Source organism: Sphingomonas sp. S-NIH.Pt3_0716, from assembly GCF_003950715.1.
Lineage (GTDB): Bacteria > Pseudomonadota > Alphaproteobacteria > Sphingomonadales > Sphingomonadaceae > Sphingobium > Sphingobium yanoikuyae_A.
The window spans coordinates 34,274-46,341 of record NZ_QLJK01000015.1 but is presented as its reverse complement, the minus strand read 5'-3'; the positions used below and the strand labels follow the sequence as shown (position 1 = coordinate 46,341).

The 12,068-nt window shown below is 65.2% G+C and carries 15 protein-coding genes and 1 tRNA gene; 12 read left to right on the top strand and 4 right to left on the bottom strand.

Translation table 11 applies throughout. The features are described from left to right. Positions 1 to 136: 136 nt before the first annotated feature. The 7 genes from BRX37_RS13625 (at position 137) to BRX37_RS13595 (ending at position 5,588) form a co-directional block, all read left to right on the top strand. On the top strand, positions 137 to 1,042 hold the full coding sequence (locus BRX37_RS13625; RefSeq protein WP_017499834.1) for a YihY/virulence factor BrkB family protein: 906 nt from the start codon (positions 137 to 139) through the stop codon (positions 1,040 to 1,042). Between the two features lie 63 nt (positions 1,043 to 1,105). After that, positions 1,106 to 1,181 (top strand) — tRNA-Trp (locus BRX37_RS13620). A 173-nt stretch (positions 1,182 to 1,354) separates the two neighbouring features. Further along, positions 1,355 to 1,558: a preprotein translocase subunit SecE gene (gene secE, locus BRX37_RS13615; protein ID WP_004207893.1), complete on the top strand. Its 204-nt coding sequence runs from the start codon at positions 1,355 to 1,357 to the stop codon at positions 1,556 to 1,558. A 36-nt stretch (positions 1,559 to 1,594) separates the two neighbouring features. Then, positions 1,595 to 2,131: a transcription termination/antitermination protein NusG gene (gene nusG / locus BRX37_RS13610; RefSeq protein WP_004207894.1), complete on the top strand. Its 537-nt coding sequence runs from the start codon at positions 1,595 to 1,597 to the stop codon at positions 2,129 to 2,131. A 269-nt stretch (positions 2,132 to 2,400) separates the two neighbouring features. Beyond that, complete coding sequence (rplK, locus tag BRX37_RS13605) at positions 2,401 to 2,832, top strand: 50S ribosomal protein L11 (RefSeq protein WP_004207895.1); 432 nt, start codon at positions 2,401 to 2,403, stop codon at positions 2,830 to 2,832. Positions 2,833 to 2,836: 4 nt separating this feature from the next. Continuing rightward, entirely contained in the window at positions 2,837 to 3,535 is a 699-nt protein-coding gene (gene rplA / locus BRX37_RS13600) for a 50S ribosomal protein L1 (RefSeq protein ID WP_004207896.1), read from the top strand. 316 nt (positions 3,536 to 3,851) lie between these two features. After that, a complete protein-coding gene (locus tag BRX37_RS13595; RefSeq protein ID WP_125987598.1) occupies positions 3,852 to 5,588 on the top strand; it encodes a DEAD/DEAH box helicase in 1,737 nt (578 codons plus the stop codon). A 73-nt stretch (positions 5,589 to 5,661) separates the two neighbouring features. Here the strand turns inward: BRX37_RS13595 and ybaL are convergent, their stop codons facing one another. From ybaL to BRX37_RS13585, 3 genes are all read right to left on the bottom strand, one after another. Beyond that, the gene (gene ybaL, locus BRX37_RS13590) at positions 5,662 to 7,296 is read right to left on the bottom strand and encodes a YbaL family putative K(+) efflux transporter (protein WP_125987596.1); all 1,635 of its coding nucleotides are present in this window, start codon (positions 7,294 to 7,296) and stop codon (positions 5,662 to 5,664) included. Between the two features lie 64 nt (positions 7,297 to 7,360). Beyond that, positions 7,361 to 7,489 carry a hypothetical protein gene (locus BRX37_RS27290; RefSeq protein WP_257211493.1) on the bottom strand — a complete coding sequence of 43 codons (129 nt, stop codon included), beginning with the start codon at positions 7,487 to 7,489 and terminating at the stop codon, positions 7,361 to 7,363. A gap of 53 nt (positions 7,490 to 7,542) precedes the next feature. Then, a complete protein-coding gene (locus tag BRX37_RS13585) occupies positions 7,543 to 7,926 on the bottom strand; it encodes a hypothetical protein (protein ID WP_125987594.1) in 384 nt (127 codons plus the stop codon). A gap of 190 nt (positions 7,927 to 8,116) precedes the next feature. Here BRX37_RS13585 and rplU point away from each other — a divergent pair, with 190 nt between their 5' ends. The 3 genes from rplU (at position 8,117) to BRX37_RS13570 (ending at position 9,571) form a co-directional block, all read left to right on the top strand. Next, entirely contained in the window at positions 8,117 to 8,413 is a 297-nt protein-coding gene (gene rplU / locus BRX37_RS13580; protein ID WP_004207901.1) for a 50S ribosomal protein L21, read from the top strand. Between the two features lie 27 nt (positions 8,414 to 8,440). Next, entirely contained in the window at positions 8,441 to 8,710 is a 270-nt protein-coding gene (gene rpmA, locus BRX37_RS13575) for a 50S ribosomal protein L27 (RefSeq protein ID WP_004207902.1), read from the top strand. Positions 8,711 to 8,995: 285 nt separating this feature from the next. Further along, complete coding sequence (locus tag BRX37_RS13570) at positions 8,996 to 9,571, top strand: GNAT family N-acetyltransferase (protein ID WP_125987592.1); 576 nt, start codon at positions 8,996 to 8,998, stop codon at positions 9,569 to 9,571. Between the two features lie 36 nt (positions 9,572 to 9,607). Here BRX37_RS13570 and BRX37_RS13565 read toward each other — a convergent pair whose 3' ends face one another. Further along, positions 9,608 to 10,135 carry a GNAT family N-acetyltransferase gene (locus tag BRX37_RS13565; RefSeq protein WP_125987590.1) on the bottom strand — a complete coding sequence of 176 codons (528 nt, stop codon included), beginning with the start codon at positions 10,133 to 10,135 and terminating at the stop codon, positions 9,608 to 9,610. 54 nt (positions 10,136 to 10,189) lie between these two features. Between BRX37_RS13565 and BRX37_RS13560 the strand changes: the two genes are divergently transcribed. Together BRX37_RS13560 and obgE are read left to right on the top strand one after the other, a co-directional pair. After that, entirely contained in the window at positions 10,190 to 10,870 is a 681-nt protein-coding gene (locus tag BRX37_RS13560) for a TetR/AcrR family transcriptional regulator (RefSeq protein WP_037524789.1), read from the top strand. A 30-nt stretch (positions 10,871 to 10,900) separates the two neighbouring features. Beyond that, the gene (obgE, locus tag BRX37_RS13555; RefSeq protein ID WP_004207911.1) at positions 10,901 to 11,995 is read left to right on the top strand and encodes a GTPase ObgE; all 1,095 of its coding nucleotides are present in this window, start codon (positions 10,901 to 10,903) and stop codon (positions 11,993 to 11,995) included. Positions 11,996 to 12,068: the final 73 nt, after the last annotated feature.

Sequence of the window (12,068 nt, the reverse complement as noted above, 5' to 3'; positions counted from 1 at the left end):
TGCGAGCGGCCGTTGGTAGCGAAAGGAGGTTAATCCTCCAACAACGGGAAACCCTAACCGGGGAAAACCATGAGGGAGGCGAATCAGGGAACCCTATCGCCGTTCAGGCGCTACCCCTGTTCAGCAGGGGATAATCATGACCGAAACGATCGCCCAGCAGGTGCATGTCGATGCGCCATGGAAAATCCCGCCGCGTGCCTGGTGGGAGATATTGAAGCGCGTCTATGCAGCCATGTCGGCCAATCATCTGGGCCTGCTGTCCGCCGGCGTTGCTTATTATGCCTTCCTGTCGATCGCCCCGCTGCTGGCCGCCGTCGTCCTCACCTATGGTCTGGTCGGTGACCCGCAGATCGTGGCCCGCCACATGCAGGCGATCATCACCGTCGTGCCCGCCGATGCCGCCCAGCTGATCAACGACCAGTTGCTGGGGATGGTCAGCGCACGCAAGCCCGCGATCGGCTTCGGCCTGTTCCTGGCACTCGGCCTCGCCGTCTATGGCGCCACCCGTGCCGCCTCGGCGATCATGGAGGCGCTCAACATCGTCTATGCGCAGAAGGAAGGGCGCAATATCTTCGCCTTCTATCGCGTGTCGATGGGAATCACCTTTTCCGCCGTGCTGGTGGTGGTCGCCGGCGTCGTGACCGCGACGATCATCGGCCTGCTCCAGAAGTTGCTGACCAACTGGGGACCGGGCGTGCTGTTCGCGATCAAGGCGACGACCTGGATCTGCGCCGGCCTGCTCGCCAGCAGCATTTTCGGCCTGATCTACCGCTTCGGTCCGCATCGTCGCCGGGTGCAATGGCAATGGCTGACCGTGGGATCGATCGCCGCGACGCTGTTCTGGCTGGTGGCGACGCTGGGCGTCTCCTTCTACGTCTCGACCTTCGGCGATTACAACAAGACCTATGGCTCGCTCGCGGCCGTGGTGATCCTGCAGCTCTGGCTGTTCGTCTCCGCCTATATCGTGCTGCTGGGCGCCCAGATCAACGCGGAAGCCGAGCGCCAGACCAGCGCGCATATTCTTGTTGAAGAAGTTGCATAAAGTCGCTTGCCCTCCCCGATAGGCCACGCTAAAGCGCCCTCCTTCGCTGGCTCGGGCCAGTGCAGGAGTGTAGCTCAGTTGGTAGAGCGTCGGTCTCCAAAACCGAATGCCGTGGGTTCGAGTCCCTCCACTCCTGCCAAGCGAACTAGCCGCGAACCTTGAACAATCACGGGTTCGCGGCTAAGTGCGCTTAGCGAAGCATCGGTCGCGAAGCACGACTGCCTCCCCCGACACCGACTTATCGCGGGAAACGGGAGGGCGGACCGCCGTTTCGCGCTTTGGTATTGATTTTGAAGGTGAGCTGACAGCGCGATGGCGAAGACTTCTCCGAGCGAATTCGTCAATCAGGTGCAGACCGAAGCGAAGAAGATCGTTTGGCCGACCGGCCGTGAAACGATCATGACCGCGATCATGGTCGTCATCATGACCTCATTGCTGGGCATCTTCTTCTTCGGTATCGACACCTTCTTCGGTGCGATCGTCCAGTGGCTGCTGAGCCTCGCATCGGGTCGTTGAACGCTCGGCGTTCAAAAGGGAGTTTAAGACGGTAACATGGCGCGCTGGTACATCATCCACGCCTATTCGGGCTTCGAGAACAAGGTCAAGGAATCGATCCTGACCGAGGCCGAGCGCATGGGCCTGTCGCAACTGGTCGAGCAGGTCGAGGTTCCGACCGAGACCGTGACCGAAGTGAAGCGCGGCAAGAAGGTCCAGGTCGAACGCAAGTTCATGCCGGGCTATGTCCTCGCCAAGCTGGCAATGAACGACGACGTCTATCACCTCGTCAAGAACACGCCCAAGGTCACCGGCTTCCTGGGTTCGTCGGGCAAGCCACAGGCGATCAGCGAGAGCGAAGCCGCCCGCTATTTCGGCGCCCAGAAGGAAGCCGCCGCCGCCCCGAAGCACAAGGTCAATGTCGATTACGAAATCGGCGACAGCGTCAAGGTGCTGGACGGCCCCTTCGCCAGCTTCAACGGCGTGGTCGAGGAACTGGATTTCGAAAAGAACCGGGTCAAGGTGTCGGTGTCGATCTTCGGTCGCGCCACCCCGGTGGAACTGGACTTCGAACAGGTCGAACTGTCGAAGTAACCAGCCGCCGCAAGGCTGTTCAAAAAGGGTCGCCCGCTTTTCAGCCGGCGGCCCTTTTTGTTGGGGAAGCCCTGCGCTTTCAGCCGAATCGACCGAATGACAGACTCCCCCTTCCCTTTGGACAAGAAGGTCGCTATAGGGCCGCGCTTCCATGCCTCCCCACGGGGCGGCTGGACATGTGCGGGAGGTTCCCTTGCGGGAGCTGTTAGACCGCTAAACTTGAACCGGTGAATCTGCTCGCAGATTTGCCAGCTATAGAGTGAGTGAAAATGGCCAAGAAGATTACGGGCTATATCAAGCTCCAGGTGCCCGCCGGAGCCGCCAACCCCTCGCCGCCGATCGGCCCTGCCCTGGGTCAGCGCGGCGTGAACATCATGGAATTCTGCAAGGCGTTCAACGCCTCGACGGAAAAGATGGACAAGGGCACCCCGCTGCCGACCATCATCACCGTCTATGCGGACCGTTCGTTCACCTTCGTGACGAAGCAGCCGCCGGCCACCTACCTGATCAAGAAGGCCGTCAACCTGAAGTCGGGCTCGAAGGAGCCGGGCAAGGTCGTCGCTGGCAAGATCACCCGCGCCCAGCTCGCCGAAATCGCCCAGGCGAAGATGGCTGACCTGAACGCGAACGACATCGACGCTGCAACGAAGATCATCGAAGGTTCCGCTCGCGCGATGGGCCTCGAAGTGGTGGAGGGCTAAGACCATGGCAAAGCTGACCAAGAAGGCGAAGGCCCTGGCGACCGCGATCGACCGCGAAAAGCTGCACGGCGTTGACGAAGCGCTGGGCCTGATCAAGACCCACGCCACCGCCAAGTTCGACGAAAGCGTCGAAATCGCGATCAACCTGGGCGTTGACCCGCGTCACGCCGACCAGATGGTCCGTGGCGTCGTCACCCTGCCCGCCGGCACCGGCAAGGACGTTCGCGTCGCCGTGTTCGCCCGCAACGACAAGGCCCAGCAGGCGCTCGACGCCGGTGCCGACATCGTGGGCGCCGAAGACCTGCTCGAATCGATCCAGGCCGGCAACATCGACTTCCAGCGCGTCATCGCCACCCCCGACATGATGGGTCTGGTGGGTCGCCTGGGTAAGGTTCTGGGCCCCAAGGGCCTGATGCCGAACCCGAAGCTGGGCACCGTCACGCCGAACGTCGCCGAAGCCGTGAAGGCCGCCAAGGGTGGTCAGATCGAATTCCGCGTCGAAAAGGCCGGTATCATCCACGCTGGCCTCGGCAAGTCGAGCTTCTCGGCTGAAGACCTGCGCAAGAATTTCGATGCGTTCGTCGACGCGATCGTCAAGGCGAAGCCCTCGGGCTCGAAGGGCAAGTATGTCCGCAAGATCGCCCTGTCGTCGTCGATGGGTCCGGGCGTGAAGGTCGACGTGGCCGAAGTCGCCTCGATCTGATCCCGCTGGGATAAGAATTAAAGGGGCCGCCTTCCCTCCTTGCGGGGGAAGGCGGCCTTCTTATTTTATAGGACCAGCCGCTCACTCAAGAAGCGGCCCGAGGGCCACAAGGCCGGGCAAAGGGGCATTCGTCGCCTGCGCCATAGGGGGACACCCCTCCACCGTCGGCGATGTCGACGGCCCCCCTCCCCCGACAAGGGGAGGATTTTGGAACCAGGGACGCGACCTACCCCTGGGCTCTCCACGGCGGGAGCATGGCAGGTCTTCACGTATCCGTCGGGAATGGCGGGTCGCTTTACCGATGGAAAACGAAAAAATGTCTTTTGAACATCTCCCCTCCATGCTCGCCCAGGCGCTGACCACCAAGGGCTATGAAAGCCTGACCCCGGTCCAGTCCGAAGTGACGCAGGACGAAGCGCAGGGCCGCGACCTGCTGGTGTCGGCACAGACCGGCTCGGGCAAGACCGTCGCCTTCGGCCTGGCCATGGCCGCCGAACTGCTGACCGGCGGCGACAAGCTGCCCGTCGCCGGCCTGCCGCTGGCGCTGGTGATCGCGCCGACGCGCGAACTGGCGCTGCAGGTCAGCCGCGAGCTGGAATGGCTCTATGGCGCCGCCCGCGCCCGCATCGCCACCTGCGTCGGCGGCATGGACGCCGCCAAGGAACGCCGCGCGCTCAGCCATGGCGCCCATATCGTCGTCGGCACCCCCGGCCGCCTGCGCGACCATCTGGAACGCGGCGCGCTGGACCTGTCGGGAATGCGCACCGTCGTCCTCGACGAAGCGGACGAAATGCTCGACATGGGCTTCCGCGAGGATCTGGAAGGCATTCTTGACAGCGCGCCGGAAGATCGCCGCACCCTGCTCTTCTCGGCCACCATGCCCAAGCCGATCGTCGCGATGGCCAAGCGCTATCAGTCGGACGCGCTGCGCATCTCGACCGTCGGCGAAGAACGCGGCCATGGCGACATCAGCTACCAGGCCGTCACCGTCGCCCCGTCGGACATCGAGAATGCGGTGGTCAACCTGCTGCGCTATCATGAAGCCGAAACCGCGATCCTGTTCTGCGCCACCCGCGACAATGTCCGCCACCTGCATAGCAGCCTGACCGAGCGCGGCTTCGCCGCCGTGGCGCTGTCGGGCGAGCATAGCCAGAATGAGCGCAACCACGCGCTCCAGGCGCTGCGCGACAAGCGCGCGCGCGTCTGCGTCGCCACCGACGTCGCCGCGCGCGGCATCGACCTGCCCAGCCTGACGCTGGTGGTCCATGTCGAACTGCCGCGCGACGCCGAGACGATGCAGCACCGTTCGGGCCGCACCGGTCGCGCCGGCAAGAAGGGCACCGCTGTCCTGATCGTCCCCTATCCGCGTCGCCGTCGCGTCGAATCGATGCTGCGTGGCGCCAAGATTCCGGTCGAATGGGGCACCCCGCCCAGCAAGGAAGCGATCCTGGAACAGGATAATGCCCGCCTGCGCTCGACCCTGATGGAAAAGGCCGATCTGGACGAGGCCGACTGGACGCTGGGCGCCGAGCTGCTGGCGGAAAAGTCGGCCAAGGAAATCGCCGCGATGCTGGTGAAGAGCGCCCGCGCCTCGCTGCCCGCGCCCGAGGAACTGCTGGACCGCAGCGAAGCCCCGCCGCGCCAGGAAGGGCCGCGTCCGGGCTTCGAGGACACCCAGTGGTTCCGCATGGACATCGGCCGTCGCCAGAATGCCGATCCGCGCTGGATCCTGCCGCTGATCTGCCGCCGCGGCCATGTGTCGCGCGGCGACATCGGCGCGATCCGCATCACCACCAACGAAACCATGTTCGAAATCCCGCGGGCGATCGCCAGCCGCTTCATGTCGGCCGTCAAGCGCTCGGGCGAGGCCAATGACGAGGGCGCCGACGTGGCGTTCGAGATGATCGACGGCGCGCCGCGCGAGCAGGCCCGCGACAATCGTCGCCAGGGCAACCGCCCGAACGACCGTGGCCCGCGCCCGGCCGGCTACGCGCCCCGCCCCTTCAAGGGCGGGCCCAAGCGCCCCGGCGGCCCGCGCAAGCCGCGCGGCTAAGGCCAGCACCATGAAGTCCTGAAAAAGGGCGGTGAACGATCGACCATCGTCCACCGCCCTTTTTCTTTGTCCGTCAGCCGACACCGCAGAGGTGCAGCATGCGCCCGGCCAGTTCGCGCTCGCCCATGACGACATGGCGCACGCCCAGCGCCTCGAGATGCGCCACCTCGGCGTCGCTATGCGCGCGCGCGATCACCTGCAGATGGGGATTGAGATGGCGGGCATGCTCGTTGATTGCGCCGCCCTCAAAGCCTTCGGGCACGGCGATCAGCAGATAGCGCGCCTCGCATATGCCCGCCGCCAGCAGGTGCCGGTCCTCCAGCGCATTGCCCCGCACCACCGACAGGCCGGCCTCCTCCGCTTCCTCGACCCGTTCGGGATCGCCCTCGATCACCACGAACTGGACATGGCGCTCGGCCAGGCGCTTGGCGATCAGCTTGCCGACCCGGCCATAGCCGACCAGAATGACATGACCGAGACGCGGCTGATCGGTCGCAGGTTCGGCCTGCGTCTCATCTTCCTCCTTCTTGTGATCGCGCACGATCAGCGAGAAGAGGATCGGGTTGATGAAGATCGACACGATCGCACCGGCAAGGATCAGATCGCGCGCCTCAGCCGGCAACACGCCCAGCCCCGCTCCCAGCGACGCCAGGATGAAGGAAAATTCGCCGATTTGCGCCAGGCTGGCGGCGATCGTCAGCGCCGTGACATTGGGATGGCCAAAGGCACGGACGATGCCCCAGGCGGCGATCGATTTGCCGACGACGATGATGAGGACGGTGGCCAGCAACGGCAGCGGTTGTTCCACCACCACCGCGGGGTTGAACAACATGCCGACCGACACGAAGAACAGCACCGCAAAGGCGTCGCGCAGCGGCAGCGTCTCCTCGGTCGCGCGACGGCTGAGCGGGGTTTCGCCCAGGATCATGCCGGCAAAGAAGGCGCCCAGCGCAAAGGACACGTCGAACACGATCGCGGCACCGAAAGCGACACCCAGCGCAATCGCCAGCACGGCGAGGCGGAACAGCTCGCGCGACCCGCTATGCACCACCCAGTGCAGCGCCCAGGGGATGAGGCGACGGCCCACCACCAGCATCAGCACGACGAAGCCGACGACCTTGAGCAGCGTGCCGACCAGCGGCGCGATCAGGGCGCTCGCCCCGCCGCCCGCATCGGCATTGTTCATCACCCCCGCCAGCGCCGGCAGGAGTACGAGGGCAAGGACCATCACCAGATCCTCCACGATCAGCCAGCCGACCGCGATGCGACCCCGCCGCGTTTCGACCAGGTCCGCCCCCTGCAACGCACGCAGCAGCACGACCGTGCTGGCGACCGACAAAGCCAGGCCAAAGACCAGCCCGCCCATCAGCGGCCAGCCCATCAGATAGCCAAGGCCCATGCCGAGCAGGGTCGCGACCGCAATCTGCACGATCGCGCCGGGCACGGCGATCGCCTTGACCGACAACAGATCCTTGAGCGAGAAATGCAGGCCGACGCCGAACATCAGCAAGATGACGCCGATTTCGGCCAGTTCATTGGCCAGGCCGCTGTCGGCGACGAAGCCGGGGGTGAAAGGGCCGACCATGATGCCGGCGACCAGATAGCCGACCAGCGGCGATAATTTCAGGCGATGGGCAATGGCGCCCATGATGAAGGCCACGACGAGGCCGGCAACGATCGTCCCGATAAGGGGCGTGTGGTGGGGCATGAAATTCCTTCCCTGTCCGCCGGCAGCAGGCCTTCATCCTGCCGCCGGCGCGGAACATTGTCTATTATTCGACGATGCCAAGCATCGCGATCGAGAGCAGGGCGCCGGCGGCGCCGAGCCCTGCCATGACGACGGGCATGAACCAGCCGGGCGGATTGCGCCGGCCACCGCGCATCTTTCTTTTGCGGGGCATGATCTCAATTCCTTCTGTCTGACGGACGCCCGCCATGGCGGGCGGGAAAAATGTCAGAGGAAGGTGGGTGGGGCGCGGGCGCGCCGACTCCGCGCGCGAAGATGGCTGTAGTGGCGTGCGAGCAGCGGCAGGGGCGCGTCCGGCGCCAGACGGCCCCAGGAGAGCATGAGGGCGAGCGCCGCCGCCAGCAGCCAGGGCAAGGCCACCCCATCCCCATCAGGGCGGGGCGCGCGGGCCAGATGCGGCGCGGGCAGCGAGCGCGCCTTGAGCACCACGCCGGTCGTGGCGGAACTGAAGGCGGAGCCATTGAGCTTGCTGGAAGGCGGACCGTCCGGCGCGATCGCGCAGAGCAGCGCAACCAGGATCGCAGCCCACAGCGATGCGATGAAGGGCAGCCTGCCCTTGCCGGTCGCATCCTGGGGATGTAATCTGCTCATCGGTGCCTATATTCCCTTCCATCACCGATGTAGGAAGACTAAGAGCCAAAAACCAGCCCACAAGCTGGGCCCATGGCGGTTGACAGAATCGAGTCATTCCACTACCGGGCCACATTCCCGCGCGGGTCGAACAGGCTTTTTGTCCTCGACGATCTGCGTAAAGCAGATTTGAACGAGAAGAGACCAAGCCATGTTCGCTATCGTGCGCACGGGCGGCAAGCAGTATCGCGTCGCCGCCGGAGATAAGATCGTCGTTGAAAAGCTCGCTGGCGAAGCCGGCGACAAGGTTACGCTGGACGACGTCCTGCTGGCCGGCGAAGGCGGCGACCTGAAGGACGCAGCCAAGCTGACCGTCGCAGCCGAAATCATTGCGCAGGCGAAGGGCGAAAAGGTCATCGTCTTCAAGAAGCGTCGTCGTCACAACTATCGCCGCAAGAACGGCCACCGCCAGAATCACACGATCCTCAAGATCGTGTCGATCGCCTGAGCGCAGCTTAGATAAGGAGTTTAGGTCATGGCACATAAGAAAGCTGGCGGTTCGTCGCGTAACGGTCGCGATTCTGAGTCGAAGCGCCTTGGCGTGAAGAAGTTCGGCGGTCAGGAAGTGATCGGCGGCAACATCATCATTCGCCAGCGCGGCACCCGCGTATATCCCGGCCGTAACGTCGGCATGGGCAAGGATCACACCCTCTTCGCCCTGGGCGAAGGTCGCGTCGTGTTCCACGACGGCAAGCTCGGCCGCAAATATGTATCGGTCGACGCGGTAGCCGCGGCAGCCGAATAACGGACGATCGATGACGGGTCGTCCTTCGCAAAAGGGACGTCCCGCCTGATCGGTTGCGCACATAAGTGCGTCGATCGGGATCGAGGGAAAAAAGGGCGCCCCTTCACAGGGAGCGCCCTTTTTCCGTTCTGACGAACATCACCGGGCACTCCTCCCGATTTCCCTCAAACCTCTGGAACTACTGGCCTTCTCGCGCGTCGTGCGGGCGGGGCTCAGCCAGAGAAGACCGTCGTCAAGCCGTCATGATTGGCAGCTATTTGGCGCGCACGAAGAGGAGAGACGTGAATGTTCGCCCGTACCCCCCGCCTGCTGCTGCGGCCAGGCTGGATGGAAGATGCCCCCGCCCTGGCCCTGGCCATCGGCAATGATGCGGTCCTGCGCAATCTGAGCCGCGCACCCGCCCCCTATGGCCTGGCCGATGCCGAAGCCTTCCTGGCACTGCCGCAGGATTCGCGCATGCCGCGCCTGCTGGCCTTCACCCGCACCCAGGGCGCACCGCGCCTGGTGGGCGGCTGCGGCATCCATGAGGCCGAGGATGGCACGCCGGAACTAGGTTACTGGATCGCCCGCCCCTATTGGGGCCTGGGCTTCGCCACGGAGGCGGCCCGCGCCGTCATGAGCATCGCCCGCGCGCATAATCTGCCGGCAGTCCGCGCCGTCCATTTCGCCGACAATCGCGCGTCGGGCCATGTCCTGCGCAAGATCGGTTTTCGCGCCAATGGCACGGTCGAGCGGCGCTACAGCCCCGCCCGCGGGGCCGAGGCCGACTGCCTGGTCTTCGACGAGGGCGAGGCCGCCCGCATGAGCGTGGACTTTGCCCTGGACCTATATGGCGACGCGCTGCCGGCGCTTGCCGCTTGACTGATGTGCGCGGGCGCCGATCAGGGCGCCCGCGTCTCACCCCTGACGGGACCGATCGAAGACACGGGTCGGCGCGCCATGGAAATCGACTTCGGCGAGCGCGGCAAAGCCGAGTTTCTCCGCCACCTTGATCGACCCGCCATTGTCGGGCGCGATGATGCAGCGGATCGACGGCGCCGCCAGATGCGCATCGGTCCAGGCAAAGATCGCCGCCATCGCCTCGGTCGCGATGCCGCGCCCCCAGGCGGCCGGCCCCAGCACCCAGCCCGCCTCCGGCACGCCGTCCAGTTCGGCCAGCCCCCGCGCCGCGCTGAGCAGCCCGGCCTCGCCCAGCAATTCGCCATTGGCGCGATCCTCGATCGCCCACATGCCATAGCCGAGCAGCGCCCACATGCCGGCATAGCGCAGGATGCGGAACCAGACCGCCTGCGCATCGAGCGCCGCGCCGCCGATGAAGCGCACCACGTCCGGATCGGCCCATAGCGCCTGGCAGGCGGGATAATCCTCCACCCGATGCGGGCGCAGGATCAGGCGGTCGGTGGTGAGGATCGGTGCATCGGTCATCGCCAATCTATGGGCGGCCGCGCAGGGGCCGGTCAAGCGACGCCGCACATGACTATGGCCTTCCCCCGGTCCCTGTGTCATGGGCAAGGCACGTTGCCCGAACCGATCCCCCTCAAGCGCTCGCGCCTCAGCCCCGACGAAAGTCGCCTGATCGCGCTGGAAGCCGCCCGCGACCTGCTGCTGGAAGCAGGGCCGCAGGCCGTGACGCTGAAGGCGGTGGGCAATCGCATCGGCCGCACCCACGCCAATCTGCTCCATCATTTCGGATCGGCCGCCGGCCTGCAGAAGGCGCTCGCCGGCTATCTGGCCGACGCCATCACCGCCACGATCGGCGACGCGGTGAACGCTGCCCGGCGCGGCGAGGTCGAACCCCGGCGGATCGTCGACATGACCTTCGACGCATTTGACGCAGGCGGCGCCGGCGCGCTGGCCAGCTGGATGCTGGCGTCGGGCAATGAGGATGCGCTCGACCCGGTGGTGGACGCGATTCACCGGCTGGTCGACAAGCTCGCCGCCACCGCGCTGCGCCCGCAACTGGCCGAGGTGATCCGCGACAACACGCTGATGCTGGTCCTGCTGGCGCTGGGCGATTCGCAGATGGGCGGCCCGATGGCCGCTGCGCTGGGCCTCAATCGCGAGAAAGCGCGCGAACTGGCGGCCCGCAGCCTGGTCTCCGCCCTGACCGAAGAAGCCCGGTTGACGGCGACGGCGAAAGTGTCGCAAGCTAAGGTTTAATTTTGCCCAAGAAGACGCTATGGGCGCGCCATGCATTTTCTCGATCAAGCAAAAATCTATATCAAGTCCGGCTGGGGCGGTCCCGGCGCGGTCAGCTTTCGGCGTGAAAAATATGTCGAATATGGCGGCCCGGACGGCGGCAATGGCGGCAAGGGCGGCGACATCATCTTCGAGGCCGTGGCCGGCCTCAACACGCTGATCGACTTCCGCTACACCCAGCATTTCAAGGCGCAGCGCGGCATGCCCGGCATGGGCAAGAACCGTTATGGCGCCGGCGGCAACGACCTGATCGTCAAGGTGCCGGTCGGCACCCAGATCCTGTCCGATCCCCAGCCGATCGAGGGGACCGAGGACGAGGACGGCTATCCCGAATATGAGGAACAGGAAATCCTGGCCGACTTCACCGAGGTCGGGCAGCGTGTGAGCTTCCTGCGCGGCGGCGACGGCGGCCGCGGCAACCTGTCCTACAAGACCAGCACCAACCGGGCGCCGCGCCAGCATGGCACCGGCTGGCCGGGCCAGGAAATGTGGGTCTGGCTGCGCCTCAAGCTGCTGGCCGATGTCGGCCTGGTCGGCATGCCGAACGCCGGCAAGTCGACCCTGATCAACCAGGTGACGAACACCAAGGCGAAGGTCGGCGCCTACGCCTTCACCACCACCAAGCCGCAGCTTGGCGTGGTGCTGCACCGTGATCGCGAATTCGTGCTGGCCGATATTCCCGGCCTGATCGCGGGCGCGGCCGAGGGCGCGGGCATTGGCGACCGGTTCCTGGGCCATATCGAACGCTGCCGCGTGCTGCTGCACCTGATCGACGCGACCGGCGACGACCCGGTCGAAGCCTTCCGCATCGTCACCGACGAACTGGCTGCCTATGGCGGCGGGCTGGACGAAAAGCCGCAGATCGTGGTGCTCAACAAGGGCGACCTGCTGGGCCAGGAACTGATGGAAGACATTGCCGAGCAGCTGCGCGAGCAGGCCGGCGTGGAAGATGTCTTCATCATCTCCGGCGCGACCGGCGAAGGCGTCACCCCGTTGCTCGACGCCGTGCTGGAAATGCTCGACGAGGATCGTGAAGAGGACGACGCCGACGATAGCGACGGCGAAGCCACCTGGTCGCCGATCTAAGGCATCAATAGACTTATCTCCGTTCGGTTCGAGCTTGTCGAGAACTGCGCGCGAGGTTCTCGACAAAGCCTGT

Coding starts and splice junctions, on each gene's coding strand:
- BRX37_RS13560 (WP_037524789.1), top strand. CDS start 10,190: ATGGCCTTCCCCCGGTCCCTGTGTCATGGGCAAGGCACGTTGCCCGAA.
- BRX37_RS13585 (WP_125987594.1), bottom strand. CDS start 7,926: ATGAGCAGATTACATCCCCAGGATGCGACCGGCAAGGGCAGGCTGCCC.
- ybaL (WP_125987596.1), bottom strand. CDS start 7,296: ATGCCCCACCACACGCCCCTTATCGGGACGATCGTTGCCGGCCTCGTC.
- rpmA (WP_004207902.1), top strand. CDS start 8,441: ATGGCACATAAGAAAGCTGGCGGTTCGTCGCGTAACGGTCGCGATTCT.
- BRX37_RS13595 (WP_125987598.1), top strand. CDS start 3,852: ATGTCTTTTGAACATCTCCCCTCCATGCTCGCCCAGGCGCTGACCACC.
- secE (WP_004207893.1), top strand. CDS start 1,355: ATGGCGAAGACTTCTCCGAGCGAATTCGTCAATCAGGTGCAGACCGAA.
- BRX37_RS13565 (WP_125987590.1), bottom strand. CDS start 10,135: ATGACCGATGCACCGATCCTCACCACCGACCGCCTGATCCTGCGCCCG.
- BRX37_RS13570 (WP_125987592.1), top strand. CDS start 8,996: ATGTTCGCCCGTACCCCCCGCCTGCTGCTGCGGCCAGGCTGGATGGAA.
- nusG (WP_004207894.1), top strand. CDS start 1,595: ATGGCGCGCTGGTACATCATCCACGCCTATTCGGGCTTCGAGAACAAG.
- rplA (WP_004207896.1), top strand. CDS start 2,837: ATGGCAAAGCTGACCAAGAAGGCGAAGGCCCTGGCGACCGCGATCGAC.
- obgE (WP_004207911.1), top strand. CDS start 10,901: ATGCATTTTCTCGATCAAGCAAAAATCTATATCAAGTCCGGCTGGGGC.
- rplK (WP_004207895.1), top strand. CDS start 2,401: ATGGCCAAGAAGATTACGGGCTATATCAAGCTCCAGGTGCCCGCCGGA.
- rplU (WP_004207901.1), top strand. CDS start 8,117: ATGTTCGCTATCGTGCGCACGGGCGGCAAGCAGTATCGCGTCGCCGCC.
- BRX37_RS13625 (WP_017499834.1), top strand. CDS start 137: ATGACCGAAACGATCGCCCAGCAGGTGCATGTCGATGCGCCATGGAAA.
- BRX37_RS27290 (WP_257211493.1), bottom strand. CDS start 7,489: ATGCCCCGCAAAAGAAAGATGCGCGGTGGCCGGCGCAATCCGCCCGGC.